Genomic DNA, 25,575 nt, shown 5'->3' with positions numbered 1-25,575 from the left:
TCACTGGTTCGATCCCAGTATCGCCCACAGCCGAATGGCCTGGTCAGAGGCTCTTTTCAGAGCTTCCGGCCAGGCCGTTCGTCGTGTCGGTGAGTGACTATTGAGTGACTACCGTTTGAGGTGTCCGTGGCGGTCGGGGCGAGGCTCTTGGAGTCTGAGTGGGCCGGCTGCGCGGCAGCCGACGAGGTGGTCGGTCCCGACGAGGCTGTGGCCCCTCGGTTCGACGGTTGGCAGGGACGCGACCGGGCACCTCCGACGCCACCGCGGCACGGCCCGGTGTCGCCGGAGGTGCTGGGGCACCTGTCCCCGGCGCTGATGGAGCACTTCAACCTGTACGGCACCTACACCTTCCCGATCGAGAAGGTCCGCGATCTGGCCAGCTTCCGGCCGTTGCGGCTGGCCGAGCTGGCCGGTCAGGCCAACGCATGACCGGCCAGCTCGACGGGGCGGGTCGGCGGGTTTATGGATGTTGTGCGGTAAGGCGGGGTGAGTGCGAGGTTCAAGCGGCTGATCACCGCGCATGAGCTGCACTTGTTCTGGTCGCGGCGAGAACAGGGACTTTCGCGGGAACAACGCCTCGAATCAGTCGAGACGCGCACTGTCCTCCCTGGCCCCAATGTCGGAACTCAACGGGCTCAGGTCATGTCACCCGACTCTTGGGGTGACAGAGCCAGCGCGCCGGCCAGACCGTCAACCGACCTCAACAGGCCCACAATCCAGTAGATTCTCCGTTCCATAGTTCGGCGCATCGTTCGGACATAACTGAGGTCAAGGAGGCGCAGGTAAAATCCTGTCGTCCCGACGGTCGAAGTAGGCTCGCCAGGTCAGGGCTGATGCGCAGGTCGACGCGCCTTTTCAGGCTCGTCGACGATCTTCAGTCGCCGACATCTGGGTCTGGGAAGTAGACGATCACCACGCCTACCAGCTCCTCATCGACGCGCTGCGAGAGACTCCCTTCTGGGGGCGCTACTTCGAGATCGTCGACCTGCTCGTCGGCACCGAGAACGGCTACGCCCACACCTACGGTCTCGAACCCCTGGCCACCATCACCACCTGATACGCCGGCCCACCTCCGCGTGACCGGGCCGGTGTACGGCCCTCCCGTTACCAGTGCTTCCACCTCCTGCCCTGGCGAGCGCGGGGGAGCCGAAGGCGGCACCGGTGGCGGCCTCCAGGACGTCCACCCCGCTCGCTCCCCGACGGGGAGCGCCATACACCTCCGATGAAGAACCTGCCCGCTCGACGACGTCGGCAAGGTCGTTGGTCACGTGCCGTGGCTCCTTACGTGACTCCCGCTGGTGCCTACACCGTTGATCGGACACCCCGCTCCTCCACCGGCGCCTTCAGCCAGATGCCCGACGGGTCGAGGCCGTAGGTGTCGACGGCATAGGTCGGTATGACCCGTGGTGGGGAGTTCTCCAGGAGGCCCTTGGCGGGGCGACCGTCCAGGGTGAACTCGGCGAGGGCGTGGACGCAGAACTTGCCGTGCAGGAACGGGTAGATGCCCTCCGGGCCGCGGGTCCGCCCGGTCAGCCGGAAGACCCGCCCGTCCTCGTCTCGCAGTTCGGCGTCGCAGCCGCTCGGGGTGAGCCAGTCGTCCCGGATGGAGTACCCGGTCGAGTAGTCGCCGACCAGCTTGCGCAGCAGGCCGTCCCGCGCGGCGTAACCGATGATCGTGCGAGAACGGCCGTCCGCGCCCAGGACGGGGAAGGCCTGGAGGAAGGTGTCCTCGTCCGCGCAGGCGAAGATCCACTTCGACGCCGGGAAGTGGCTCCGCCGCTCGCCCCAGCTGTGGTCCATGTAGCCGAAGGCGTCGATCGCGACGGCGCCCTCGTCGTTCTCGACCGTGCCTACGGCGCGACCGATCGCGTTGTAGTGGCCGCTGGCGAAGCTCAGCCCGCCGACGCTGGAGTGCGCCGAGATGGGCCGGAAGAACGGCCGCCACTCGACGTCGAGGCGGTAGGCTTCGCCGTCCATCCGCACCCGGTAGGCCGCCATCGGCTCGATGACCTCGAACCTCACCGCGCCGACGCTGCAGTCGTTCACCGACGCCTCGGGGATCGGCCGGTCCGCGCCGAAGTACCGGTCCACCACCCCCAACGACTCCGCCGAGGTGAAGCCGTACGCGTTCGCGCGGCCGAGGTTCGGGTGGATCCCGATCCGGTAGTAGCCCAGGACACCCGCACCCGGATCGCACACCGTGAACAGGCTGCTCTCCTGGAACCACTCAGCGTCCGTGGGAGCATGGTTGTCGTGGTCCTCGATGCGGGCGGCATCGAAGGCCCCGCTGATGTCCAGGCTCACGGTGCCACCTTCTCCAGTCTCCTCCGGCCGTCGGCGTCCATGATCGGCGGCAACGCGTCCGACACCCCGCCGCGGCCGTACGGGTCCCGCAGCACCGCGTCGACCAGCGCGCACATTCGGGCCGGCTTGGGGTCCTCGACACCCGGGTTGTGGGCCCGGCGGACGATCGTGGCCACCGCGGCCCGCACCAGGACGAGCACCCGGTAAAAGCAGACGACGTCGTGGTCGACGTGCAGCCCGGACAGTCGGGCGTACCGCGCGTACCAGTCGACGACGTCCTCGTCGCCACGCAGGAAGCACTTGCGGAACCACATCCAGGCCAGGTCGTCCATCGGGTCGCCGATGTGGCTGGTCTCCCAGTCGATGAGCCCGGTCACCTCGGCCGCGAGGTGCAGGAAGTTGCCCGGACCGGTGTCGCCCTGCAGCACGGACGTGCGTTGTACCTGCGCCGGGACCGACCGGTGGAGCCAGTCGAACGCCCGCTGCAGGGCCGCTTCGCCGGCCCCGAACTCCTGGAAGGCCGCCTGATGGTGGCGCAGGTCGATCAGCGCGTGGTCGGCGGCGGTGGCAGGCTGCTCGACCACCCCGTCGAGGACGGCCGGGTCGATCTCGTGCAGCCGGGCGATCGTGGCAAGGAAACTCTCGACGGTCCGTGCCCGCACGGCGTCGTCGTCGAACTCGAACGACGCCGTGCCGGGCACTAGGTCGATGAGGATGACGTCCCCGTCCTCGGCGACCGCCCGGACCCGCGGCACGGGGACCGCTGTTCCCTCCAGGCAGGCGAGGATCGCGGCCTCGCGGCGGAGGGTGAAAGTCGTACCCGAGAACGTGCCCCGGCCGGTCTCCCGACGCGAGACGAACTCGATGACCTCACCTGCGCCGTCGCGGCCGGAGACGATCCAGATGTCGCGCGACCGGCCGATCGGCTCGGGCCTGCGGAACCGCAGCTGGTCCAGGCCGACTGCCTCGGTGAGCCACTGCCGGAGGGCGACGGGTGCCGTCTCGTCAGCGGCGAGGTGGTGCTGCACGGTCTCCATCTCCTCCACTCAGCGGACCCGGGCAAACTGCCCGGCCAAGTCCGGGTACTGCTCGCGGATCGCGACCTTCGAGATCTTCCCGGTGGCGAGCCTCGGCAGCGGCTCGTCGGTGAGCACGACGTAACGGGGGACCTTGTAGTCGGCCAACACCTTGGAGCACTCCTCGATGACCGCCGCCTCGGTCAGTCCGCCTGTTGCGTGCACGACTACTGCCGGGGTCTCGCCGAACTTCGGGTCGGGGGCCGCGATGACTGCGCACTCGACGACTCCGTCGATGGCGCCCACCACCAGCTCCAGTTCCGCGGGCGACACGTTGATGCCGCCCGTGATGATGAGGTCCTTCATCCGGTCAACGAAGCTGATCCGGCCCTGCGCGTCGACGCTGCCCAGGTCACCGGTGTGCAGCCACCCGTCCCGGAACACCTCGGCATTGAGCTCGGGCGCGTCCCAGTACCTGGGCGTGACGCACGGACCGCTGACCAGCAGCTCCCCGGTCTCGCCGACGGCCGCGGGCGTCCCGTCAGCCCGCACGACCGTGACGTCAGTGAAGACGTTGCCGATCCCGCAGCTGTCCGGGTGCTCGCGAAACTCGTGCGCCAGCGTGGCGGTGGCGGTGCCGCCGGCCTCGGTCATGCCGTAGATCTGCCGCAGCGCAACCCCCTTCGCGGCCCACTGCGCGAGCAGCGGCAACGGGACGGGCGCCCCGCCGACGATCGCCGTCTTGATCGACGATAGGTCCGCCGCGGCGAACTCGGGCACCGATGCCATGGCCTGGTAGAGCAGCGGCACGCCGAAGACGGCCTCGACGCCGTGCTCCTCGATCAGCCGCACCGCCCGGGACGGCACGAGCTCCCGCTCGATCACCAGCGTGCCGCCCAGCACCGTCGACATCAGCACGCCGAAGATCAGACCGGGCAGGAACGACAGCGGCACCAGCACGATCGAGGTGGCCCCCTTGTGGAAGCCGTCCTCCACGAGGGAGGCCTCGAAGACGATGTTGAGCAGACTGCGGTTGGTGAAGACGACGCCCTTCGAGCGCCCGGTCGAGCCGCTGGTGAAGATGATCGCCGTGGGTTCGTTCTCGTCCCGGTCGACGCGGAAGGTGCTCACCCCGCCGTCGCGCAGCGCGTCGACGGCGGCGAAGGGCAGGACGTCGAGCGGGCCGCCGAGCTCGCTCGTCCGGCCCACGACCTCGATCAGTGCGTCGTCGGTGATGACGACTGTGACCCCGGCGTCGTCGAGCACCTTGCGCAGCTCGGCGGGGGTGAAGCGGTTGTTGAGCGGCACCAGTACGGCACCGGCCTTCATCACGCCGAGGGCCGCGACGGGCCAGGCGGTGGTGTTGGTCCCGATCAGGCCGACCCGGTCACCCGTGCCTACCCCACGCTCCCGCAGGTGCTCGGCGACACGGCTCGACCAGCTCTCGACGGTGGCGTAGTCGAGGGTGTCGCCCTCCAGCACGAACGCGGCCGCGGTCGGCTTGCTCCGCGCCCACCAGGACAGTGCGGATCCGATGGTGGCACTCATGGCAGCTCCTCTCAGGTCTTCGACGGTGACGACCGTGCCGCGCGAAAAATCTACAGACGGTAAGTAACGGGAGCCAGCGGCTCGGGGAGGTCAGACGGACATGTCCGACGGCGCGGTGCCGTCGCCGAGCAATCGGAGCCCGTCCTCCCCGTCCCCGAGCCGGGCCCCGATGAAGCTGTGCAGGAAGTGCACGGCGGCCTCGTTGCGACCGACGATCGTGTCGGTGAACGCGTGGCTGTCGACGCCCTTCTGCACCCGACGGGCCACTCCCCAGTCCTCGGTGTAGCCGACCTTCATGAACCGCGCCCAGTTCTCCTCGACGTACGCGTCGTGCTCCTCTTCGGACGCGAACATGTCCGGGCCGGTGAGGATGCGGATGTGAATCAGCGACCGCTGCGGGTCGCCCGACGGGTGCGGCTCGATCGTCCAGACCTCGAAGTGCCTGCTCTGGAACACCAGGAACGTGTTGGGGAGCAACAGGTAATTGGGGAACAGGTACTTCGACGGGTTCGAGTTGACTTTGTCCGGGTCGGCCGAGGCGATGCTCCGCTTGCTCATCACCAGCCGGGCCGCGGTCGGGGAGAACGCGTCGAACACGTAGACGTTGTTGTTGATGTACGGCCCGACGGTCTCCGGGTGCACGAACTCGGGGTGGTATGGGTCCAGGATCCCGTCCGCCACCACCTTCCAGTTCATCGGCTCGTCGAAGACCTCGTGCCGCACGAGGCGCCACTCGCCGAGCTGGTGCGCCTCTAACTCGGCGTCGAGCTCCCCGAGCCGCTCCTCCACGTCGAACGGCTCAGTGCCCGGAGTGGCGACGACCCAGACGAAGCCGTGCCGCTCCGCCGCGGGGTACTCCACCAGCCCCCATACGCGCTTCTCGATCGGGACGAAGCTGTCGAAGTGGTGCGGCACGCGGGCGAGCCGACCGTCCTGCTCGTACCGCCAGCCGTGGTACGGACACGCGAACGTCTTGCTGACACCGCACCCGCCGTCCTCGACGAGCTGCGCACCGCGGTGGCGACAGGCGTTCGCCATCGCCTTGACACTGCCGTCCGCCTGCCGCACGAGCAGCATCCGGATCCCCAGCACCGTGACGGCCAGGTGGGTGCCGACGCTCGACAGCTCGGAGCTGCGCGCGGCGACCACGGGTTCCCGGCGCAGCAGGTCGGTGAGCTCGCGCTGACCCCTGGCCGCGTCGGTGTAGTGGTCGACCGGGATGAGCCAGAGGTCGTCGAGATAGGTCGTCGACTTGTCCAGGACGAGCCGACGGAGCCGACGGACCAGGTCGAGCTCGGTCTCGGGACGCATCTTCACCTCGCTGATCAGCGCGTTATTATCTAATGTCTTTAGTTATACACAGGCGGCTCGCAGCACGTCAAGCCGTTGGTGTCCGGTGCGAGCGGTCCGGCTCGGCGTGCGAGAATCTCATGCGGTTCGGTTGTCACGCACACGCACGAGGAGGGCCGGATGGCACGTCCGAGCAAGCCGTTGATCAGCCGCGAGGCGACCGTCACGGCCGCCCTCGCGATCATCGACGGTGACGGGCTCGACGCCCTGAGCCTGCCCCGGCTGGCCCGGGAGCTGAACGTCAAGGCACCCTCGCTCTACCATCACTTCAGCGACAAGGACGAGGTCCTCGCCGCCGTCGCCCGGGCCATCCTCGCCAAGACCGTGGTGCCGCGGAAGCCGGCGCAGCCCGACTGGTTCGCCTGGTTCACCCAGCTGGCACTGAACGTCCGGGCCGCCGTGCTACGCCACCGCGGGGCGGCGCCGATCCTGTTGCGCCACATGCCCCGCGAGCTACTGACCACCATCTACGAGGACGCCGCCGCCTACCTGGTCGAGTGCGACGTCCCGATGCCGCTGCTCGCCCAGATCCTCGACGGGCTCGAGAAGCTGACCCTGGGGTCGGCGATCGCCGAGGCCATGGAGCCGGTGTCCCGCGCACGGTTCCGGTTCGAGCACGCCGACCCGGAGCGCCACCCCGTGCTCATCGCCGCGGGCGAGGCGAACCGACTGACGGCGAAGCAGATCTTCGAGAAGACTGTCCGCAGCTACCTGCTCGGCGTCGCCACCCTGGGTGAGATCGCCCCCGCCGCGCCGCGGACCGCCTGACCGGTCAGGCCGCCCGCTGCTGCGCGGGCTCCTCGGCCGCTCGCGTGCGCCCGTCCACCCCGCCCCCGCGCGGGACGAGCGCCACCAGCACCGCGGCGGCCAACCCGAGACCGGCGAAGGTCCAGAACACACCGGTCGGACCTGCCGGAGCCCCGATGACGACGCCGACCAGGATCGGGCCCACCGCACCGCCGAGCCTTCGCATCCTCCGGGTCAGGCCCGCTCCGACGGGTACGGGCAGCTGGCGAAACTTAAGGCATTAGATTCTAAAGATCAAGATCGTCCGTTTCGTCCAGCGGGCTTTCGCCTGCAACGCAGCAATCATGGACAGATCCAGCCTAATGGCCATAGGCTCCGCGACACTCACGACGGCACTGGAGCCGTCCGGATCGAAGGAGCACCGGCATGGGCAGGCTCGAGGGCAAGGTCGTGTTCATCACCGGGGCGGCGCGCGGTCAGGGCCGTTCGCACGCCGTCCGGTTCGCCGAGGAGGGCGCCTCCGTCGTCGCGGTCGACATCTGCGAGCAGGTGCCGACCGTCTTCTACCCGATGGCGACCAAGGACGACCTCGACGAGACCGTCGCGATGGTCGAGGCGGTCGACGGGCGCATCGTCGCGAAGGTCGCGGACGTGCGGGACCGCGCGGCGCTGCAGGATGCGCACGAGGCCGGGATCCGCGAGTTCGGACACATCGACACAGTGCTGGCGAACGCCGGGATCATGCCGGTTCTGAACGAGGGCGAGCAGGAGCAGGCCTGGTTCGACGCCATCGACACACTGCTCACCGGGGTGTGGCAGACGATGGAGGTCTGCCTGCCCACGATGATCGAGCGCGACCGCGGCGGGTCGGTCCTGATCACGAGCTCGGCGGCGGGCCTGTCGAGCATCGGGCTGAACACCACTCCTGGAACAGCCGCGTACTCGGCGGCCAAGCACGGCGTCGTCGGGCTGATGCGACTGTACGCCTCACAGCTGGCGAGACATTCGATCCGGGTCAACACCGTGCACCCCACCGGCGTGAACACGCCGATGATCGCCAACGAGCCGTACGCGGCCTTCTGCGCCGAGTTCCCCGAGATCGCGGGTAGCCCGAACTACCAGAACCCGATGCCGGTCCCACTCATCGAGCCGGTCGATGTGAGCAACGCGCTGGTCTACCTCGCCTCCGACGAGGCGCGGTACGTCACCGGCGTGACCTTCCCGGTCGACGCCGGCTACCTGAACCGCTGAGGGGGCCCCTGTGGACTCACGCTCCGAACTGCTGATCGACGGCGAGTGGTGTGCCCCCGCCGCCACCGACCGCATCCCTGTCGTCTCGCCGAGCACCGGAGCGGTGGTCGGCGAGGCTCCTAGCGCGAACGCCGAGGACGTCGACCGCGCCGTGCGCGCGGCGCGGCGCTCGTTCGACTCCGGCGTGTGGCGGGACCTGCCCGTCGAGGAGCGGGCAGCGGCCCTCGATCGCGCCCTCGACCTTCTCGCGCCGCGGACCGGCGAGATCGCCTCGACCGTCACCTCCGAGATGGGCCTGCCGATCTCCTTCGCCGGTGTCCAGATCCCCGGCGCTCTCACCGTCGGGCGGTACTTCCTCGACGTCGCCCGGAAGGGCTCGGTCAGCGAGGTGCGGCGCACCGCCACCGGCCCGGCCGCGGTCCTGCGCGAGCCGGTCGGGGTCGTCGCCTCGATCGCGCCCTGGAACGGACCGTTCAACATGGCCGTATCGAAGATCTGGCCCGCGCTGGTCGCGGGGTGCAGCGTGGTGTTCAAGCCCGCCCCCGAGACTCCGCTCGACGGCTACGCCCTCGCCGAAGCCCTCACCGACGCCGGGCTCCCCCCCGGCGTGTTCAACTACGTCACCGGGGGCCGCGACACCGGCCGCGCGCTCGTCGCCCACCCCGACGTGGACAAGGTGAGCTTCACCGGCTCCACGGCGGCGGGCCGCCAGATCGCCCAGGAGTGCGCCGCGAGCTTCCGCCGGGTCACCCTCGAACTCGGCGGCAAGTCGGCGGCGATCGTGCTCGACGACGCCGACCTGGCGACCACCATGGCGGGCCTGGCCACCGGGTCGTTCTTCAACACCGGCCAGGTCTGCGCGTCCTACAGCCGGGTGCTCGTCCCGCGCGGTCGGTACGACGAAGTCGTCGACGCGCTGGTGGCCACGGCGGAGTCCTTCGTCGTCGGGGACGCGTTCGACCCGGCGACGACGATGGGCCCGCTGGTGTCGAAGCGGCAGCAGGAGCGGGTACTCGGCTACGTCGAGACCGGCCGGGCGGAGGGCGCCAAGACCCTCACCGGCGGCGGGGTCCCGGCCGGGCTGGAGCACGGCGCCTTCGTGCAGCCCACCGTGTTCACCGATGTGCACAACGACATGCGGATCGCCCGCGAGGAGATCTTCGGCCCGGTGGCCTGCGTGCTGCGGTACGGCTCCGTGGACGAGGCCGTGGCGATCGCGAACGACTCGGACTACGGCCTGCACGGCGCGGTGTTCACCACCGACCCTGTCCGAGCTGCAGACGTCGCGCGCCGGGTACGGACCGGGACGTTCAGCGTCAACTCCTTCACCTACAACACCGAGGCGCCGTTCGGCGGAGTGAAGTGCTCCGGGGTCGGACGTGACACCGGGCCGGAGGCGATCGAGTCGTACTACGAGCTCAAGACCGTGAACCTCACCGAGGAGACGGCTCCGCTGTTCACCTGACAAGCCCGCCGGCGCACCTCCATAACTATGTACGTTAGATTTATCCCGCTGATGTGACGCGTCACCGTCGACCGAACAGGAGCGAAATGACCACCACGCAGGCAGATCTCGACCCCTCCCTCGTCGTGGACTTCGACGTCTACGACCCCGACCTGACCATGCCCGTCGACCGGATGCAGGAGACCACCGCCGCACTGGCAGGCATCGGACCGCTGGTGTGGTCGACCGCCCACGGCGGACACTGGCTGGTCACCTCCTACGAGCACGTCCACGCCATCCTGCGGGACCCGGCGACGTTCTCCAGCTTCCCGACCAACCTGGTCAACGCGAGCCAGGGCAAGCTCCTGCCGATCGATTTGGACCCGCCGGAGCACACCTCGTTCCGTCGGGCGCTGCAGCCGCTGTTCAGCCCTAACCGGATGAAGGCCCTGCAGTCCCGGATCCGGGAGACCGTGCGGGAGCTCCTCTCCTCGTTCGAGGCGGACGGACGGGTCGAGTTCGTCGAGCGCTTCGCCCACGAGCTGCCGACCCGGATGTTCCTGGCGCTCATGGGGTGGCCACTGGCGGAAGCGCCCCGGTTCACCGCGGCCACCGAGATCGCGCTCAACGGCAAGCCCGGGGACACACCGGAGCAGGCCGTGGAGTCTCGCACCGAGGCCGTGTTCGGCATGTTCGGCTACTTCATGCAGGTCATCGGCGAACGCCGGGCCGCCGTGGAGGCCGGTGAGGCCTCGACGGAGGACGTCACCGCCGCGATCATCGGCACGGAGATCACCGACGCGGACGGGGTGTTGCGCCCGCTCACCGACGACGAGCTGGCCCGGATGTTCTTCCTGCTGCTCATGGCGGGCCTCCACACCACGAAGGGCTCGCTGTGCTGGATGATGCTGCACCTGGCGCAGAACCCGGACGAGCGCGCGCGGATCCTTGCGAACCCGGACGCCATCCCGGCCGCGGTCGAGGAGATCCTGCGCTACGAGGCCGCGATCTCCATGGGACGCAGGGCCTTGCGTGATGTCGAGATCGGCGGTGTCACGGTGCGGGAGGGCGACCAACTGCTGATGCTGCTGTGCTCGGCGAACCGGGACTCAGCCGAGTTCGTCGACCCGGATCGACTCGACGTGGAGCGGACCCCCAACCGGCACCTCGCGTTCGGGTCGGGGCCGCACCGATGCATCGGATCGCACCTGGCCCGGCAGATGCTCACGATCGCGTGTGAGGAGCTGCACGACCGGATCCCGGATTACCGACTGGACCCGGAGGACCCACCCGTGGTCCTGCCCAGCCAGGTCCGCGGGTTCGCGCGGATGTCGCTGCTGTTCACCCCGGTCGGCTGACGGCATGAGTGAGCAGCTCGCCGTCGACCGGCACGCCTGCGCCGGGCACGGGCTCTGCTACGGCGCCTCCCCCGACCTCGTCAACTGCGATGACCAGGGAGACCCGGTCATCGTGGCCCACCCGGTCCCGGCGGAACTGCTCGACGAGGCACGCAGGCTCGTCGAGCTCTGCCCCGAGCGGGCGTTGACGCTGGACTAGTGTTCGAGGAGATCACACGGATGAGTACTGAGTGGGAGCTCGAGGTCACCGCCCGGGAGGTGGTCGCCGAGGGCGTCGTCCGGCTCACCCTAAGCCACCCGGACCGGTCGCCGCTGCCCGAGTGGGAGCCGGGCGCCCATCTGGACCTGCACCTGGACGCGGAGCTGGTCCGGCAGTACTCGCTGTGCGGCGACCCGTGCGACCGGGAGGCCTACCACGTGGCCGTGCTGCGCGAACCGGCAGGCCGCGGCGGCTCGGCGCACGTCCACGATCGGGTGCCGGTCGGGAGCGTGCTGCCCGTCGGCGGACCGCGGAACAACTTCGTGCTGCGCGACGCGGAGCGCTACCTGTTCCTCGCGGGCGGGATCGGGATCACCCCGATCCGGCCGATGGTCGCGGCGGCCGAGAAGGCCGGAGCGGACTGGCGGCTCGTCTACGGCGGCCGAACCGCCGCATCGATGGCCTTCACCGCCGAGCTGGCGGAACGCTACGGGGACCGGGTCGAGATCGTGCACGGGCTGCTCGACCTCAACGCCCTGCTCGGCAGCCCCGAAGCGGACACGCTGGTGTACTGCTGCGGGCCCGAGCCGCTGCTCGCCGCCGTCGAGGAGCGTTGTGCCGCATGGCCCACCGGATCGCTGAAGCTGGAGCGCTTCGCACCGAAGGACCTGGCGGAGGCCCCGGCCTCCGGCGCGTTCGAGGTCGAGTTCGCCCGGTCCGGGGTCGCTGCGACGGTGCCGCCCGGCGTCAGCATCGTCGACATCGCGGCCGAGGCGGGGATCGAGATCGAGACCTCGTGTCGCGAGGGGACCTGCGGCACCTGCGAGTCCGGCGTCCTCGACGGGACCCCCGAGCACCGCGACTCGATCCTGACGCCCGAGGAGAAGGCCGCGGGCGACGTGATCTTCCCGTGCGTGTCCCGGTGCCTGTCCGCCCGACTCGTCCTGGACCTGTGATGGGCGCCGTCCCCGCCGATCTCCTCGACGTGGTGGAGCGGCACGGGCGTGCCGTCGCCGCAGGCGACAACGCGGCCGTCCTCGCCGACTTCCGGCCCGACAGGGTCGGCCAGCTCATCGCTTCCGCCCGTCCACCGGAGGCCATGCAGGCGTCCGAGGTGCTCTCGGTCGAGCCCGGTCCGGGCGCGCTGTTCACCGCGCACATCCGGTACCGCGCCCGCGAGGACGACGCGGTCTTCCGGTCGCGGTGGACCCGGATCGGGGACCGCTGGCTGGTCACCCAGGTCCGCAACGTCCCGGACACGCCGCCCCCGCCGTCGTCCGTCGGCCCGTCGGACGACGGCCTGGACGGTCCGCACTGGGCGGGTCTGGCCCGCGAGGAACTGCGGATCCAGCACTGCCCGCGGTGCGGCACATGGATCTGGTCGCCACAGCCGCTCTGCCCGTCCTGCCATCACACGCAGCTGGAGTGGCCTGCGGTCGAACCCGTCGGAACCGTCTACTCGTGGACCCGCACGTGGCAGCCGTTCCATCCCTCGGTGTCCGGACACCTGCCCTACGTCGTGGTGGCCGTCGAGCTGCCGGCTGCGGGGAACCGGCGGCTGCTCGGCGCGCTGCTCGCTGCCGACGGCGCCGACGTGCGGATCGGGCGGCGGGTCGAGGCCGTCTTCGACTCGGTGCTGCGCTGGCGACTGGAGGACTCGTGACGATCGATCGGTTCCGCGGCGCCGCTGCCGTGGTGGGGATCGCGAACACCCCGTTCCTCAAGCGCGGCACCGCCGACGTCTCGTCGCTGCATCTCACCCTGCGGGCGGTCCTGGACGCCGCGCTCGACGCGGGCATCGACCCGCGGGAGATCGACGGGTTCGTGTCCTATGCGGACAACCACGACGAGGGCCTCGCCGTCGCGGCGGCGCTCGGGGTCGCGGAGGTCCGCTGGTCCACGATGGTCTGGGGCGGCGGGGGCGGCGGGGTGGCCGCCGCGGTGAACGCAGCCGCGGTCGCGGTCGCGACCGGACAGGCCGAGACCGTGTGCGTCTACCGGGGGATATCGGAGGCGGACGTCGGACGGCAGAGCTTCGGCAAGCACCACTTCGGCCCGCTCTACGCCGCGCACGCGATGCTCTCTCCGGCCCAGATCTGCGCACTGCGCACCCAACGCATGATCGAGGTGGACGGGGTGCCGCGAGAGACGTTGACCGCGCTGGTCGCCGCCGCCTACCAGCACGCGCAGCGCAACCCCGCTGCCGTCGCGTACGGGAGGCCGCTCGATCCCGCGGTGTATGAGGACGCACGGTTCATCTCCGAACCCCTGCGGCTCTACGACTGCTCGCGCGAGAACGACGCCGCAGGCGCCGTGATCGTCACGAGCGCGGCCCGCGCCCGGCAGCTGCGTCAGACCCCCGCCTACCTTCTGTCCGGGGTGCAGGGCGCCGGTCCGGGATGGACGGAGTCGGTGGAGAACGAGACCGCCTACTCCAGCGCGGGCTTCCACCCCGCGATGGTGGCCCGGATGTGGTCCCGGGCCGGTGTCGGCCCGGGCGAGGTCGACGTGACCCAGGTCTACGAGAACTTCTCCGGCCCCGCCGTCGCCTCGCTGATCGACGTCGGGCTGGTGCCGCCGGGCCCCGACGCGGGTAAGGTCCTGTACCTCGAGAACCTGCTCGCCCCGAGTGGTGACCTGCCGCTGAACACCGCGGGCGGCAACCTGGCCGAGGGGTTCGTGCACGGGTTCGGCCTGATCGTCGAGGCCGTCCGGCAGATCCGCGGCACCTCCTCCAACCCAGTCCCGGGGGCGGAGGTCTCGCTTCTGCTCGGTGGCCCGATGGCCCCACTGGTCAGCGCGACGGTCTTCGGCGCCGAGTCGGTCCTCTGACATCGGGCTCCGCCGATCCTGGCGCCAAAGACCCATTGCCGGGACTGTAAGAAGATCGGTGTAACTCCTGATCATGGAAGTGGCACCGACGACAGACATGACGGCTGACGATCCAGCCACTCTGGACGACGGGCAGGGCGCGTTCGGCAGCTCGTCGCAGACCGGGCTGGATGCGGTCGATGAGCAGCTGATCGATCAGCTCGCCCACCGAGCTCGTCCCGGTGGTCTGCAGCTGGCTGGCGAGGGCGGACTGCTGCAGGCGCTGACGAAGCGGCTGATGGAGTCCGGGCTCGAGGGCGAGATCACCGATCACCTCGGCTACGACCGCCACGACCCGGCCGGACGGGACGGCGGGAACTCGCGCAACGGCCACCGGACGAAGACCGTGCTCAAAGACGTCGGTCCGGTCGAGATCGACGTGCCCCGTGACCGCGACGCCAGCTTCGAACCGAAGATCGTGGCCAAACGCCAGAAACGCTTGTCGGGGGTCGACGAGCTGGTCATCTCACTCTCGGCCAAGGGCCTGACCACCGGCGAGGTCCAGGCCCACCTGGCCGAGGTCTACGGCGCCGAGGTATCGCGGCAGACGATCTCCACGATCACCGACAAGGTCCTCGAAGGCATGGCCGAATGGCAGAACCGGCCCTTGGACCCGGTTTATCCGGTCATCTTCATCGACGCGATCCACGTGAAGATCCGCGACGGGAAGGTCGCCAACCGACCCATCTACGTCGCACTCGCGGTGACCTGCGAGGGCCACCGCGACATCCTCGGGCTCTGGGCCGGCGACGGCGGCGAAGGCGCCAAACACTGGCTCCACGTGCTCACCGAGCTGAAGAACCGCGGCGTCAACGACGTCCTCATGGTCGTCTGCGACGGCCTGACCGGGCTCCCCGAGGCGATCAACAACGTGTGGCCGCAGACGGTCACCCAGACCTGCGTGGTGCACCTGCTGCGCAACAGCTTCCGCTACGCCGGGCGCCAGCACTGGGACGCCATCGCCAAAGCGCTGCGCCCGATCTACACCGCACCCACCGAAGCCTCGGCGCTGGAACGGTTCTACGAGTTCACCGACACCTGGGGCACCCGGTACCCGGCGATAGTGCGGCTGTGGGAGAACGCGTGGGCCGAGTTCGTGCCGTTCTTGGCCTTCGACGCCGAGATCCGCAAGGTCATCTGCTCGACTAACGCGATCGAATCGGTCAACGCCAGGATCCGGCGGGCGGTCAAAGCCCGCGGGCACTTCCCGAACGAGCAGGCCGCCCTCAAGTGCGTCTACATGGCGATCATGAGCCTGGACCCCACCGGGCAAGGTCGGAAACGCTGGACGATGCGCTGGAAACCCGCCCTGAACGCCTTCGAGATCGCCTTCGACGGCCGCCTCGCCGCCGGACGCAAGTAGACCCGACCACCCGCAGTTACACCGATCTCTTGACAGTCCCGGGTATGAAGGCAAATGTCGGGTGGTCGGGGGTTACGACCTCGCCGATCTGCATTGCCGACGGACAAGGACGTGCGTCCGCGAAGATTGGACGTACTCAGTGGAGGAGCGCGGCGAGGTCAGTCCGGGAGCGGATTCCGAGCTTGCGGTAGCAGGAGGACAAATGGACCTCCACGGTCTTGGTCGTCACGAACAACGCCTGAGCGATGTCGCGGTTACGTTGTCCCTCGGCGGCCATGCGGGCCACCCGACGTTCACTGGGCGAGAGTGCTTCCATGCCGCTGCGTTGTGTGCGGCGGGGCCGGGCCCCAGTCGCAGCAAGCTCTTCCGTCGCGTGGCGGCGCAGTGCGGTGGCACTCAAGCGGGTAGCGAGGTCGAGCCCTGTCCGAAGCGGTTCGCGGGCGTCTCGGCGGTGGTTGACCCTCCGTAGTCCGGCACCGAGATCCACGAGGGCGTGGGCGTGTTCGAGTCGTGCCTCGGTGCCTGCCAGCACCTCGACGGCTTCGGCCAGAGCGTCGAGGTCACCGGTGAGCACGCCCAGGGTCCGCAGTGCCAGGCCGGTCGCCTCGGGTGAATCGTAGGCGCGGGCGATGGACAGGGCGGAGTCGGCGAGTGCGTGTGCCTCCCGTTGTCGGCCGGCGCGGTGGTAGGCCAGGGCGGCGAGGGTCCGCCACGGAAAGAGGCCCGGATGGGTCCAGTTGCGCTGCTCGAGCCGGGCGCCGCCGGCGAGCAGCAGCGTGAGCGCCTCGTCGGGTCGCCCCTGGGCCAGGCGAAGCTGGCCCAGTGCGATCTGCAGGCCGGAATAGTCGGTCCCCACGCGCAGCCTCGCGAGCTCGCGCTCGCCTGCGTCGGGGTCGGCTCGCTCGACCAGGACCGGCAGCAGAGTGGTCAGCGTGAGCCGCCGGTGGTACGGAGCGTCGGCCTGCTCGGCCAATTCCTGAGAGTGGTGTACGTCTGCCTCGGCGTCCAGTAATGCTCCCAGCCGGAGGGCGCCTTCGCCGCGGGAACCGAGGGCGGCCGAGAGTTCGATCGGTGCCCCGCGGGTCCGAGCATCGGCCACGGCCGCGTCCAGCGCCGTCATGGCCCGGCCGACGGCGCCCGCTGCCGCAAGCACGGGCGCGGCCAGGTACAGCACCGCGGCCGGGAAGGGCTGGCCCAGGCGCGTGATCCCGGTCAGTGCGTCGGCGGCCCGCTCGACCGCCTGCGCGGCCTGTCCCGGTCTCTGCAGCAGCTCGACGGACGCCGTCGCCTGCAGCATGCATCCAGCTCTCGTGCCTGAGCGCACGTCGGGGAGCAGCCGTTCGAGCCGCGCCAGCGCGTCGGCTCGGGTGTCGGGTCGGGAGATGGCCGCGCCAATGTATTCGACCTCCAGTTGAGTCCGCAGCTCCGACGGGATCCCGGCGGGCTCGGCGTCGGCCAGGGCGGCGGTCAACACCTGCAGCGCGTGGGGCAGCTCGCGAGATGTCAGCAGTCCACGGGCCAATCGCAGCTCGACACGGGCACGGGTGGTGGGGTCGGTCGTTGCGGCCAGCGCGTCGGTCAGCCTGGTGGACGCTGCTTGTCTCCCGAGCTGGGTCTCGGCGTCGCCCAGTTCGAGCAGCAGCAGGGGACGTTGCCGCGGTGCGGGCGGCTCGGCGAGGGCGCGTTCCAGGTAGACGACGGCGGGGTGCGGTGCGCCCTTGGCGAGAGCTTCCCGCGCTGCATCGCGGAGGCGTTCCACGACCCACAGGTCACGCAGCGGTGGCATCGGGAGCAGATGTGCGGCCACTGCCTCGGCCGCGAATCCGTCAGCCGCCAGTTGTCGCGCAGCGGTGTGGTGGGCCAGCTGCTGCTCGGCCGCGGGCAGGTTGTCGACCACGGCCTGGGCGATCAACGGGTGGACGAAATCCAGCCGGGGCTCGCGCGTCAGGACGTCCGCCGCGACCAGCGCGTCGAGCGCGCGGGCCGTTGGAACCGGCTCCAGCCCGGCGAGGGCGGCCACGTGGCGCAGCTCGGCACCCGCGCCGAGCACGGCGAGCGCAGAGGCCACCTGCGCCACGTGCCGTGGGAGCTGTCTCAGCCGCGGGAGGACGAAGGTGCTCACGATGGCGGGGGCTCGGTCGTGGATCGCGGCGGTCGCTTCGGCGTCGGGTGCGATGTCGGCCGAGAGCAGCGATCGGGCAAGGGCGGTCAGCAGCAGCGGGTTCCCCTCGCTGACCGCGTGGCACGCAGCGGCGAACTGGCTGTCGACGGGCTCGCCGAAGACGGACTGCAGCAGGACGCTCGTGCCGGCCTCGGAGAGCGGGCCGAGACGGACGGTCGTGGCCGCGGGCTCGGCCGCGATGCTCCCCAGGAGCTGCTCGGTGTCGCCCCCTGGTTCGGGCCTCCGGCTGGCGACGGCCAGCACCAACGGCAGGTCGGCTACGCGGTGTGCAATGTGGTGCAGCGCCCGCAACGAGGCGATGTCCGCCCAGTGGGCGTCGTCGACAGTCAGCACCAGCGGTCCCCGCTCGGCGATCCCGGCCGTCAGCCAGTAGAGGCCGTGCACGGTGGCGTAGGTGGGCGCCGGGGAACCCGCGAGGTCCAGCGCCGGGCCGGCCAGCCGGGCGGCGCCCTGCATCAGCAGGTCGCGCTGAGCGGGGTCGCGCAGGATCGGTGTGAGCAGGTCACGGATGACCCCGAAGCCGAATTCGTGCTCCAACGGGCTGGCGCGGGCGGTCAGTACCCGCAGGCCGCGCTCGTGGGCGGCGGCCCGTACGGCCCCGAGCAGGCTCGTCTTCCCGATCCCGGCGGGGCCCTCGACGATGACCAGGCCGCCTTGGCCGGTGATGACTGCGTCAAGGCGTGCCATGACCGACGCCAGTTCGGCCTGCCGCTCGAGAAGGACGTCACCCCCGGGTCCGTTGCGGGTCATAGCACAAAGATTAGGGGACGACCCCCATGCGAAACAGGGGCGCACATGCGTGAGATGGCTGGGTACACCGGACCACCAAGCGCCCACCGAGCCGGCCACATTCCACATCCGGCCACCCGCCTCGACCGATGACGACGGACCTTTGGAAGCCGTCGTGACCGGTGGCCGGACAGGCGGCCAAGTCGGTTACCGACCTGAGAAAGGAACCAGCCATGCCCCACGGTCGTTTCGTTGTCTACTCCTTCACCGGCGACGAGCAGGAAATGATCGACAAGTCTCGGACCGGGGTCCTCCCCATCCTGAAGCAACAGCCCGGGTTCGTCGCCTACGGCGTCATCATCCAGGACGGCAAGATTTTCTCCATGAGTGCCTGGGACGCCGAGCGCGACGCCCACGCCGCCGACGAGGCCGCGAAAGGATGGGTTGCCGAGAACATGGACGGCCAGGTCGTCATCAGCGCGCTCGGCGACTACGCCTGGCTGGAGTTCGCCGACCACACGTCGTGATCTTCTTCGCCGACCGGCGGTCGGCGACCCACACCGGATCGCCACGTCGAGTCAGGCGGGGAGCTCGGGGTGCTCGATCCGCCGAGGTCGCGGCATTGCGGGTTCCGCGGCCTGCTCGCATTCGACGACGATGGCGGGTTTCGTGTCCGGGGCTCGGGCGGAAGATGCCGTCCGAGCGAGACGGGCAATAGGGAGAGAGTCGTCGCATGAATACCGATGACTCGATCAATCGGCCCGGCGCCGTCGCGATGCGTCGTGTCGACGACAGCAGAATGGCGCAATCATCGGTTGCCCACCGTCGTGATCATCCGACGCGGGCACCGGAATCATCGGGTGTCGAAGGAGATGTAAATGGGCGAGTGGCTTGGTGATCTGCTGTACCCGGACAACCCCGGGCGTCGGGCCCACGTGAATCAACTGCACCAGGATGTCGTCGATCTCCAGAATCTCATCACCGATGATATCAACACCTACAACCACGTCCTCCCGCTCGCGCGGAACCTGGCGACGCAGAATGCGCTCCTGCGGGCGATCCAGGCGGCGTTCCCCTTCACTCGGGAAGACCTGCGAAAGTTCCAGGACCACGACCTGGAGCCCACGGAGACGCCGACGTGGGAGCAGGTACTGGATACCGGTGCGAACATCGGGCTGAGTGTCGCCGTGCCGATGTTGCTGAAGGCACTGTGGAACTACGGCAAGGCGGCTCGGGCCGCTCGGGCAGCGGGTCAGGCGCTGCCGGAGGTCGCGGCACCCGAGGCCGCGGCCGGGCTCGCCCGGGTGAGCGAGGTCGAGATGGCTGAGCTGTCGGCGGTGAACGCCGTCGACGGTGTGCGGGGAGCCGAGGAGCTCGGAGCCAGGGAGGCCTCCGAACTCGCAGGTGGGGAGGCCGCTGAGGCCGTCGGAACCGAGGCGGCCGGGGCGGCTTCGGCGAGTATGAGGCTGGCGGGCGAGGCGTCGGGGCGGGCGCTGAGAATGGTGTTCAAGACAGGCGCGGGCGTCGCGCTCGCCGTCGGAGTCGAGCTCGCGCTCGCCGGGATCGAGGGAGGGCAGGAGCGGTCCTCGTTGGAGGGGAAGATCGCCGATCTCACCACGGTCAAGAACGCTCTCGCACCCGACCACGAGTCGATGCAGGAACGGGTCGCCGCCCTCGAGCAGGCCTCCCGCACGGCCATCGACCAGTACAACCTCATCCACCGCGATTTCGAGGAGAACTACGGGTTCGATGATATTCCGACCGAGAAGGGAAAGGTCTTCGGCGAGCACGACCGGGACGGCGCCATCGCGTCGCAAACGATCCTGGTCAACCACTTCTACAAGGTTCTCGAGACTTTCCAGAGCTTCCGGAAGCTGCGGCAGCGACACGCCGACTTCGACGAGCACCGGGCGGACTACTTCGACGAGATGATCGACATGGGCCTCGTGGAGAACGCGCAGGAGGCGGAGCGCCGCTACCAGCTCATGTCGAAGATCGACAACGACCTGGCGGCCCGCAGCGCCACAGCGACCCCCGGGTCCGGCTGAGAAACTCCGACCTGTTCAGTGCGTGTCGAACCGTCCGACGGGAGGCTGAGGTGTCCGACTGGCTGGGAGACCTGTTCTATCCCGACAACCCGCGCAGGCGCGACGAAGTCAATCAACTGCACCAACAAGCGGTTGGCCTGAGCGCACTGCTCTCTGATCGCATCGCCGTCTACAACGGCCTCGTTCCGGACGTCCAGAAGCTGGCTTCGCAGAACGCGTTGCTGCGGGCCATCAAGTTGGCGATGCGGATCGGCCGCGAGGATCTGCAGCACTACCAGGACGTGGAGCTGAGTGCTTACCAGCAGCCGCTGTGGCTGTCCATCGCGAAGACCTTGGCCGACCTCGGTCTCGCCGTGACGACGGGCAATCTGATCAAGGCCGCGTGGAATCTCAGCACCGCGGTGCGCGCGGGCCAGGGCGCGGAGGTGGTGGCGGCCTCGGAGGTCGCCGAGTTCTCCGCAGGAATGGGCCAGGCCGCCGATGTGGCGAGCGTCATGGGCGTCGAGGGTGCGGCCGAGGTGGCGTCGATGGAGGCGAGCATCGGAGCGGAAGTGGGGACCGATCTCGGCGCCGAGGCCATCGGCCTGGAGTCGGCCGAGGCAGGTGTGGCCGCCGTCGGCGAGTTCAGCGCCGTGGAGACCGCGGGCATCGGCCTCGTCATCGCAGCAGGTGTGAGCTCAGTCCTCTCGGCGATCGGCGGCGGACAAGAGCGTGACGAACTCGAAGGACAGATCAGCAGGCTCGGCGACCTCGTGGGCAGGCTCACCCACGACCGCGATCTCCTCACCCAGAAGCTGTTGGAACTGACCAGCGCTCGCCGCCAGCTGATCGCCCGCTACAACATGATCCGCGCGGAGTTCATGCGACTCGATCCGATGCCCGGCGAGACGGGACGGCTCTTCGACGATCAGGGGGCGATCACGCCGATCGTCATGTCGCAGTCGAGGCTGATCACGCGTCAGAGCCAGATGCTGGCGCTCGGCCAGCACATCCGGCAGCTGATCGCGCAGCATGTGGACTTCGCCTCGGACCAGGGACGTTACCTGCAGGAGCTGGTCGACATCGGCGCAGCGGACACGGTCGACCAGGCAGCGGCGTGTTGCCGCCTCATCGCGGACATGGACGTGCCTGAGGTGACACCCGGGCGAGTCCACGAGAGCTGGGAAGCGCCGATCGTCGTGGCCGAGGCGGCGAGAGGGGACTTCTCCGTCACGATGGGTGCCGACGGGCGTCTGGACGTCATGTTCACCGACACCGGAGGCAGGCTGATGCGCACCAGCCAGACGGCCGATCGCCGCAGCTGGACCGGCGTCTCGCCCATCGCCGCCACCGAGGTTGCGGACTGGACGCAGGCCCGCACCGCCGATGGCGATCTGGCCGTCGTCTACCGCGCGCCGTACGACGCCGTCTACTGCGATTGGCGGCAGGTGGACGGGAACTGGCACGGCCCGACCGCGATCGGCTGGAAGGCCGCGCACCTGGCGGTCGTCACCACCGATTCAGTTGCGCTGCTGATGTACTACATCGCCGCCGACAACACCCTTCGCACGGGTGTGGTTCCGATCGACGGTGTCGCCCAGAGACCGTTGCCGTCGGACATTCCGACGATCGGTGTCCCTGCATCGAGCCCGGTGACCGTGGTCAAGGACGTGTTCCGGTCGCTCAACGTCTTCTACATCGGCAGCGACGCCAACCTGTACTGCCTCGCCCAAGACCTGTCCACCGACCGGCACTGGCAGGGCCCGGTCTCACTTGGTGGACCGAGGAAGGCGTTCACGGTCGGCGTGCACGACGACGGGCGGTTGGAGGTGTTCACGATCGCGGCGGACGACGCGCTCCACCGCAACTTCCAGCGTCCCGAGGACCCGACGATGTGGAGCGGCCCGACAGCGCTCGGGCTGTCGGCGCGCAGCGTGACCACGGCGTCCAACACCTACGGCTTCATGGAGTTGTTCGGCGTCCGAACCGACGGCACCCTCTTCCACGCGTGGCGCACGCACGATCCCACCGGATTCGAGTTCGACGAGGCCGTCGGCGTGCCTGGCCAGGGCATCGCACCCTCCCCGAGCGAGCCGGGCTGGCCGATGGGGATCTTCTCGATCAGCGTCGACGGCCTGGTCTCCCACCTCGCGCCCGCCGATGCCACCGGCGAGCGGGTGACGACCAACCTCGGCGTGCACGCCGAGCGGGTCGTGCCCGCGCGGGATCTGGATGGTCGCATCCTGGCCTTCTTCGCCGACGGCGGCGGCCGGCTCTGTGCGGCGCGCCGAGTTGTTACGGCCGCACCGCCGCGCCCACGCGTTCCACATTGGTGACGAGCCGGAGGTGAGCCGAGCCGCGGCGCTCATGCCCACCTCGACCTGCTGCGGACTGACGCTCGGCAGCATCCTTCTGCGTGCGTCGCTCAGCGGCTCACCCTTGTCCCATCTCAAGGAGCACTCGGACTCATTCTGGGCGCTGCACGGGGCCTGCGGGGTTCTGCTGACGCGTGCGCGGTGAGGACGTGCCCGCCTGGCCGGTCGAGGACGCGACGCCGCGAACGATCGAGGCCCGGTTGCGTCCGCATGCACCGGCCGGTCTCATCGCCTGCCTCCATTCCAAAGCTCCTGGCCACCTGAGCGCTCGACTGGTCGCCCTGGCGGGCGACCGCGATCACGTCGCGCCGGAACTCCTTCGGGAACGGCTTGGGCACGCTGCTGATCCTTCCAGTGAGGCCGCAGCCTCACAGGCAAGGAGTCAAACGAACCGGGGGTAGTCCCCCCTGAGGGTCTGAACTGCGGCGATGAGCTCGTGGGCGCGGCTGGGACAGGAGCGGATCTTGCGCAGGATGCGCCAATTCTTCAGCTCGGCGTGACCCGCTCACCGGGGCCGCGGCGGCGGGCGTGCGCGGCGTTGACGTCCTTCTGGTTCTTGGAAAGGCGCCGGTAGCAGCCGGTTGTCTGGATCGAGACGGCGGCGCCACTGCGGGACCGCGACCGTCGGACCGGCGCCCTGGTAGGCGGTGTCAGCGACTGCGGGGATCTCGAGGACCGCGATCGCGTCGATGATGCCGTGCTCGCGGGCTCCACCCATATCGTGTCGTGCTCCGGGCAGCGGCGGGGAGATCCACACCAGCCGGCCGATCGGGTCCGCGATGACCTGCACGTTCACCCCGTGAGCCTTGTGCTTGCCGCTGTAGAAGGCGCGGTCGCGGCCCGGTACCATGCCGACTCGGCCGATCCGCAGCAGCGTGCCGTCGAGGATCACGAACGCCTTCCGCGACGCGACCTCGATCGCCTGCTCCAGGGACGGCGCCATCGCCGAGAGCAGCTCGAGTGCTTCGCGGGATGTAGCGGTACACCGTAGACGTGCCGACCTGGAATCCGCAGGCCAGATCGGCGTAGGTCTCGCCCTTGCGCAGGTAGGCGACCACCAGCAGGGCCTGGCGCCCCGCGCTGAGCTTTCGCCAGCGGGTCGACCGCTGCTTGCGGGGCGCTCGCAACGCATCGGACAGCACGCCGAGCGCGCGGCTGGACACGGTTATCCCGGACGGGTAGGACAGCACATGAAGCTCCTGGTGAGGCGGATTGATCTAGGCAATCGCCCGTCTACCAGGAGCTTCACCCATCCGAGTCACACCACGCCGCACACCCGCTGCCAGCCCGCCCGCCAGGTTGGCAGACGCTCAGTGCCAGCCCGCTCTCGCGACCATGGCTGGCGATCAGCTGCTCGGCAACCGCGTCAAGATCATCCATACCCCGCTCGGTCGTCTCCGACACCCTCATCAGGTCCACAGCCTGCGCGGGCATCGCGCCAGTCGTCGGTGCTTCCTCCTTGATCAGAGTCGCACCGTCGTCTTTACAGCCCCCTTAGGCCGGCGTGAATGCCGTCGACCGGCCGTGAACGGGCCGATCGACGGCGTTCCCACGGGTCGACCTGTCCGCTACATCGCGTGGACGAAGGTGTCGGCGGTGCCGTTGGTGTCGTTGGGGTAGAGGTTGGTGCCTTCGGAGGAGAAGGCGACGAGTGCGCCGTTGCCGTTGATGGAGGCGAATCCGATGTCGGAGTTGCCGTTCGCCCCGACGCCGTTGGAGTTGACGTTGGCCAAGCGGATAATTCCGGTGGTCAGGTCTCGGACGTAGGCGTGGGTAGTGGTGGTCGTGCTGTCGGGTGTGAGGTGTCCGTTGCCGCGATATGAGTGGGCAGTGGGCTGGCAGCATGCGCTGGGCTCGCCTGCCTGCCGCCTGGGTCGCCATCCGCCTTGCTCCGCTCGAGCTCAACGACCGCAGGTGCATCTGAGCGACTACCGAGGGCAGATGCGGGTGTGACCAAGTGGGGGGTTGGGCGCCAGCCGAGTCCTACGTGCGTGTCCAACTGCGTGACAATCGGCCCGTTCATCCTCGACCACGACCGGATGCCGACGGACGCGATCTGGCTCTTGACCTGCGACTCTCCGCAGTTGCGAGCAGTACCCTCATTGCTTCACACCGAAGAGGTCACTGGTTCGATCCCAGTATCGCCCACAGCCGAATGGCCTGGTCAGAGGCTCTTTTATGAGCTTCCGGCCAGGCCGTTCGTCGTGTTGGTGAGTGACTATTGAGTGACTACCGTTTCGGGTGTCCGCGGCGGTCACGGCGAGGCTCTCGGAGTCCGAGTGGGCCGGCTGCGCGTCACCCGACGAGGTGGTCGGTCCCGACGAGGCCGTGGCCCCTCGGTTCGACGGCTCGCAGGGACGCCACCGGGCACCGCCGACGCCACCGCGGTCATCGGGGTGCGGGTGCGCGACGGCCACATGTTCACGGACCCGCAGCGCCGTCGGTAGTACCACCCGGCTGTCGGAGCGGTTGCCCGGCAGCAGGTCGATCAGTGCGCGGCCAGCCTGCTCCGACGGGCCGGTGACCGTCGTGAGCGGCGGGTGGCAGAAGTCGGCGCCCCCGACTCCAACTCCGCCCCCATCACGTAGGCACGATGCGTCAGAGAGATCTGTGGCTGGGCGCCGCGGTGCGCAGCCTCGTAGTCGGCGGCCAGGTAGGTGGAGTGCTCCGCGGCGAACAGGTGCTGCGTCGAGAGGTAGCTGCGGACGCGGGCGATCACCGAGCCGGCGATGCCACCGCCGACGCCACGCCCGCCTCAGCTCATACCTCGTCATCGCTCACCCGCCTGAGGTTAGACAGGCCTGGTCCCGC

General features: G+C 69.3%; 22 protein-coding genes and 1 pseudogene. 14 read left to right on the top strand and 9 right to left on the bottom strand.

Annotated features, from left to right (window positions below):
* Positions 1 to 147 precede the first annotated feature (147 nt).
* Together JWR81_RS00130 and JWR81_RS00125 are read left to right on the top strand one after the other, a co-directional pair.
* Positions 148 to 429 carry a hypothetical protein gene (locus JWR81_RS00130; protein ID WP_297644980.1) on the top strand — a complete coding sequence of 94 codons (282 nt, stop codon included), beginning with the start codon at positions 148 to 150 and terminating at the stop codon, positions 427 to 429.
* A gap of 457 nt (positions 430 to 886) precedes the next feature.
* Complete coding sequence (locus JWR81_RS00125; RefSeq protein WP_367278710.1) at positions 887 to 1,057, top strand: darcynin family protein; 171 nt, start codon at positions 887 to 889, stop codon at positions 1,055 to 1,057.
* 245 nt (positions 1,058 to 1,302) lie between these two features.
* Here JWR81_RS00125 and JWR81_RS00120 read toward each other — a convergent pair whose 3' ends face one another.
* From JWR81_RS00120 to JWR81_RS00105, 4 genes are all read right to left on the bottom strand, one after another.
* Positions 1,303 to 2,304, bottom strand: coding sequence for a hypothetical protein (locus JWR81_RS00120; protein WP_297644977.1), 1,002 nt, complete (start codon positions 2,302 to 2,304; stop codon positions 1,303 to 1,305).
* Positions 2,301 to 3,341: a phosphotransferase family protein gene (locus tag JWR81_RS00115; protein ID WP_297644975.1), complete on the bottom strand. Its 1,041-nt coding sequence runs from the start codon at positions 3,339 to 3,341 to the stop codon at positions 2,301 to 2,303. Before JWR81_RS00115 ends, JWR81_RS00120 begins: the two co-directional genes overlap by 4 nt.
* Positions 3,342 to 3,350: 9 nt before the next feature.
* Positions 3,351 to 4,868, bottom strand: a complete 1,518-nt coding sequence (locus tag JWR81_RS00110) for a class I adenylate-forming enzyme family protein (RefSeq protein WP_297644972.1) — start codon at positions 4,866 to 4,868, stop codon at positions 3,351 to 3,353.
* A gap of 90 nt (positions 4,869 to 4,958) precedes the next feature.
* A complete protein-coding gene (locus tag JWR81_RS00105) occupies positions 4,959 to 6,179 on the bottom strand; it encodes an aromatic ring-hydroxylating dioxygenase subunit alpha (protein WP_297644970.1) in 1,221 nt (406 codons plus the stop codon).
* A 159-nt stretch (positions 6,180 to 6,338) separates the two neighbouring features.
* On the opposite strand from JWR81_RS00105, the gene JWR81_RS00100 reads away from it, so the two are divergent.
* Positions 6,339 to 6,986, top strand: coding sequence for a TetR/AcrR family transcriptional regulator (locus tag JWR81_RS00100; protein WP_297644967.1), 648 nt, complete (start codon positions 6,339 to 6,341; stop codon positions 6,984 to 6,986).
* 4 nt (positions 6,987 to 6,990) lie between these two features.
* Here JWR81_RS00100 and JWR81_RS00095 read toward each other — a convergent pair whose 3' ends face one another.
* Entirely contained in the window at positions 6,991 to 7,170 is a 180-nt protein-coding gene (locus tag JWR81_RS00095) for a hypothetical protein (RefSeq protein WP_297644964.1), read from the bottom strand.
* 221 nt (positions 7,171 to 7,391) lie between these two features.
* On the opposite strand from JWR81_RS00095, the gene JWR81_RS00090 reads away from it, so the two are divergent.
* From JWR81_RS00090 to JWR81_RS00055, 8 genes are all read left to right on the top strand, one after another.
* Complete coding sequence (locus JWR81_RS00090) at positions 7,392 to 8,216, top strand: mycofactocin-coupled SDR family oxidoreductase (RefSeq protein WP_297644962.1); 825 nt, start codon at positions 7,392 to 7,394, stop codon at positions 8,214 to 8,216.
* Positions 8,217 to 8,226: 10 nt separating this feature from the next.
* On the top strand, positions 8,227 to 9,681 hold the full coding sequence (locus JWR81_RS00085) for an aldehyde dehydrogenase (protein WP_297644959.1): 1,455 nt from the start codon (positions 8,227 to 8,229) through the stop codon (positions 9,679 to 9,681).
* An 86-nt stretch (positions 9,682 to 9,767) separates the two neighbouring features.
* Positions 9,768 to 11,018, top strand: a complete 1,251-nt coding sequence (locus JWR81_RS00080) for a cytochrome P450 (protein WP_297644956.1) — start codon at positions 9,768 to 9,770, stop codon at positions 11,016 to 11,018.
* Positions 11,019 to 11,022: 4 nt separating this feature from the next.
* Positions 11,023 to 11,217 (top strand): ferredoxin, encoded by a 195-nt coding sequence (locus JWR81_RS00075; protein WP_297644954.1) that lies wholly within the window; start codon positions 11,023 to 11,025, stop codon positions 11,215 to 11,217.
* Between the two features lie 20 nt (positions 11,218 to 11,237).
* Positions 11,238 to 12,173, top strand: coding sequence for a PDR/VanB family oxidoreductase (locus JWR81_RS00070; protein ID WP_297644951.1), 936 nt, complete (start codon positions 11,238 to 11,240; stop codon positions 12,171 to 12,173).
* Complete coding sequence (locus tag JWR81_RS00065; RefSeq protein ID WP_297644948.1) at positions 12,173 to 12,880, top strand: OB-fold domain-containing protein; 708 nt, start codon at positions 12,173 to 12,175, stop codon at positions 12,878 to 12,880. Before JWR81_RS00070 ends, JWR81_RS00065 begins: the two co-directional genes overlap by 1 nt.
* On the top strand, positions 12,877 to 14,049 hold the full coding sequence (locus JWR81_RS00060) for a transporter (protein WP_297644946.1): 1,173 nt from the start codon (positions 12,877 to 12,879) through the stop codon (positions 14,047 to 14,049). Before JWR81_RS00065 ends, JWR81_RS00060 begins: the two co-directional genes overlap by 4 nt.
* 97 nt (positions 14,050 to 14,146) lie before the next feature.
* Positions 14,147 to 15,451 carry an IS256 family transposase gene (locus JWR81_RS00055; protein ID WP_367278709.1) on the top strand — a complete coding sequence of 435 codons (1,305 nt, stop codon included), beginning with the start codon at positions 14,147 to 14,149 and terminating at the stop codon, positions 15,449 to 15,451.
* Between the two features lie 136 nt (positions 15,452 to 15,587).
* Here JWR81_RS00055 and JWR81_RS00050 read toward each other — a convergent pair whose 3' ends face one another.
* A complete protein-coding gene (locus JWR81_RS00050; protein ID WP_297644943.1) occupies positions 15,588 to 18,383 on the bottom strand; it encodes a LuxR family transcriptional regulator in 2,796 nt (931 codons plus the stop codon).
* Positions 18,384 to 18,595: 212 nt separating this feature from the next.
* Between JWR81_RS00050 and JWR81_RS00045 the strand changes: the two genes are divergently transcribed.
* From JWR81_RS00045 to JWR81_RS00035, 3 genes are all read left to right on the top strand, one after another.
* Positions 18,596 to 18,889 (top strand): hypothetical protein, encoded by a 294-nt coding sequence (locus JWR81_RS00045; protein ID WP_297644940.1) that lies wholly within the window; start codon positions 18,596 to 18,598, stop codon positions 18,887 to 18,889.
* A gap of 351 nt (positions 18,890 to 19,240) precedes the next feature.
* A complete protein-coding gene (locus JWR81_RS00040; protein WP_297644937.1) occupies positions 19,241 to 20,410 on the top strand; it encodes a hypothetical protein in 1,170 nt (389 codons plus the stop codon).
* Between the two features lie 50 nt (positions 20,411 to 20,460).
* The gene (locus JWR81_RS00035) at positions 20,461 to 22,725 is read left to right on the top strand and encodes a hypothetical protein (protein WP_297644933.1); all 2,265 of its coding nucleotides are present in this window, start codon (positions 20,461 to 20,463) and stop codon (positions 22,723 to 22,725) included.
* 421 nt (positions 22,726 to 23,146) lie between these two features.
* On the opposite strand, the pseudogene JWR81_RS00030 reads toward JWR81_RS00035, so the two are convergent.
* The 3 genes and pseudogenes from JWR81_RS00030 to JWR81_RS00020 all read right to left on the bottom strand — a co-directional run bounded on the left by JWR81_RS00030 (position 23,147) and on the right by JWR81_RS00020 (position 25,483).
* Positions 23,147 to 23,954 (bottom strand): annotated as a pseudogene (locus JWR81_RS00030) (transposase family protein).
* Positions 23,955 to 24,332: 378 nt separating this feature from the next.
* The gene (locus JWR81_RS00025; RefSeq protein WP_297644930.1) at positions 24,333 to 24,497 is read right to left on the bottom strand and encodes a hypothetical protein; all 165 of its coding nucleotides are present in this window, start codon (positions 24,495 to 24,497) and stop codon (positions 24,333 to 24,335) included.
* A 755-nt stretch (positions 24,498 to 25,252) separates the two neighbouring features.
* On the bottom strand, positions 25,253 to 25,483 hold the full coding sequence (locus JWR81_RS00020; protein WP_297644927.1) for a hypothetical protein: 231 nt from the start codon (positions 25,481 to 25,483) through the stop codon (positions 25,253 to 25,255).
* Positions 25,484 to 25,575 lie beyond the last annotated feature (92 nt).

The sequence above is a fragment of the Pseudonocardia sp. genome (assembly GCF_025965585.1).
Classification (GTDB): Bacteria; Actinomycetota; Actinomycetes; order Mycobacteriales; family Pseudonocardiaceae; genus Pseudonocardia.
The sequence above is the reverse complement of the archived record's forward strand: the minus strand, read 5'-3'. Positions and strand labels throughout refer to the sequence as shown.

What these genes read in the sequence shown, in the direction of transcription:
- JWR81_RS00070 (WP_297644951.1), top strand. Translation starts at nt 11,238, where the DNA reads ATGAGTACTGAGTGGGAGCTCGAGGTCACCGCCCGGGAGGTGGTCGCC.
- JWR81_RS00040 (WP_297644937.1), top strand. Translation starts at nt 19,241, where the DNA reads ATGGGCGAGTGGCTTGGTGATCTGCTGTACCCGGACAACCCCGGGCGT.
- JWR81_RS00065 (WP_297644948.1), top strand. Translation starts at nt 12,173, where the DNA reads ATGGGCGCCGTCCCCGCCGATCTCCTCGACGTGGTGGAGCGGCACGGG.
- JWR81_RS00050 (WP_297644943.1), bottom strand. Translation starts at nt 18,383, where the DNA reads ATGACCCGCAACGGACCCGGGGGTGACGTCCTTCTCGAGCGGCAGGCC.
- JWR81_RS00055 (WP_367278709.1), top strand. Translation starts at nt 14,147, where the DNA reads ATGACGGCTGACGATCCAGCCACTCTGGACGACGGGCAGGGCGCGTTC.
- JWR81_RS00075 (WP_297644954.1), top strand. Translation starts at nt 11,023, where the DNA reads ATGAGTGAGCAGCTCGCCGTCGACCGGCACGCCTGCGCCGGGCACGGG.
- JWR81_RS00110 (WP_297644972.1), bottom strand. Translation starts at nt 4,868, where the DNA reads ATGAGTGCCACCATCGGATCCGCACTGTCCTGGTGGGCGCGGAGCAAG.
- JWR81_RS00100 (WP_297644967.1), top strand. Translation starts at nt 6,339, where the DNA reads ATGGCACGTCCGAGCAAGCCGTTGATCAGCCGCGAGGCGACCGTCACG.
- JWR81_RS00115 (WP_297644975.1), bottom strand. Translation starts at nt 3,341, where the DNA reads ATGGAGACCGTGCAGCACCACCTCGCCGCTGACGAGACGGCACCCGTC.
- JWR81_RS00090 (WP_297644962.1), top strand. Translation starts at nt 7,392, where the DNA reads ATGGGCAGGCTCGAGGGCAAGGTCGTGTTCATCACCGGGGCGGCGCGC.
- JWR81_RS00080 (WP_297644956.1), top strand. Translation starts at nt 9,768, where the DNA reads ATGACCACCACGCAGGCAGATCTCGACCCCTCCCTCGTCGTGGACTTC.
- JWR81_RS00105 (WP_297644970.1), bottom strand. Translation starts at nt 6,179, where the DNA reads ATGCGTCCCGAGACCGAGCTCGACCTGGTCCGTCGGCTCCGTCGGCTC.
- JWR81_RS00045 (WP_297644940.1), top strand. Translation starts at nt 18,596, where the DNA reads ATGCCCCACGGTCGTTTCGTTGTCTACTCCTTCACCGGCGACGAGCAG.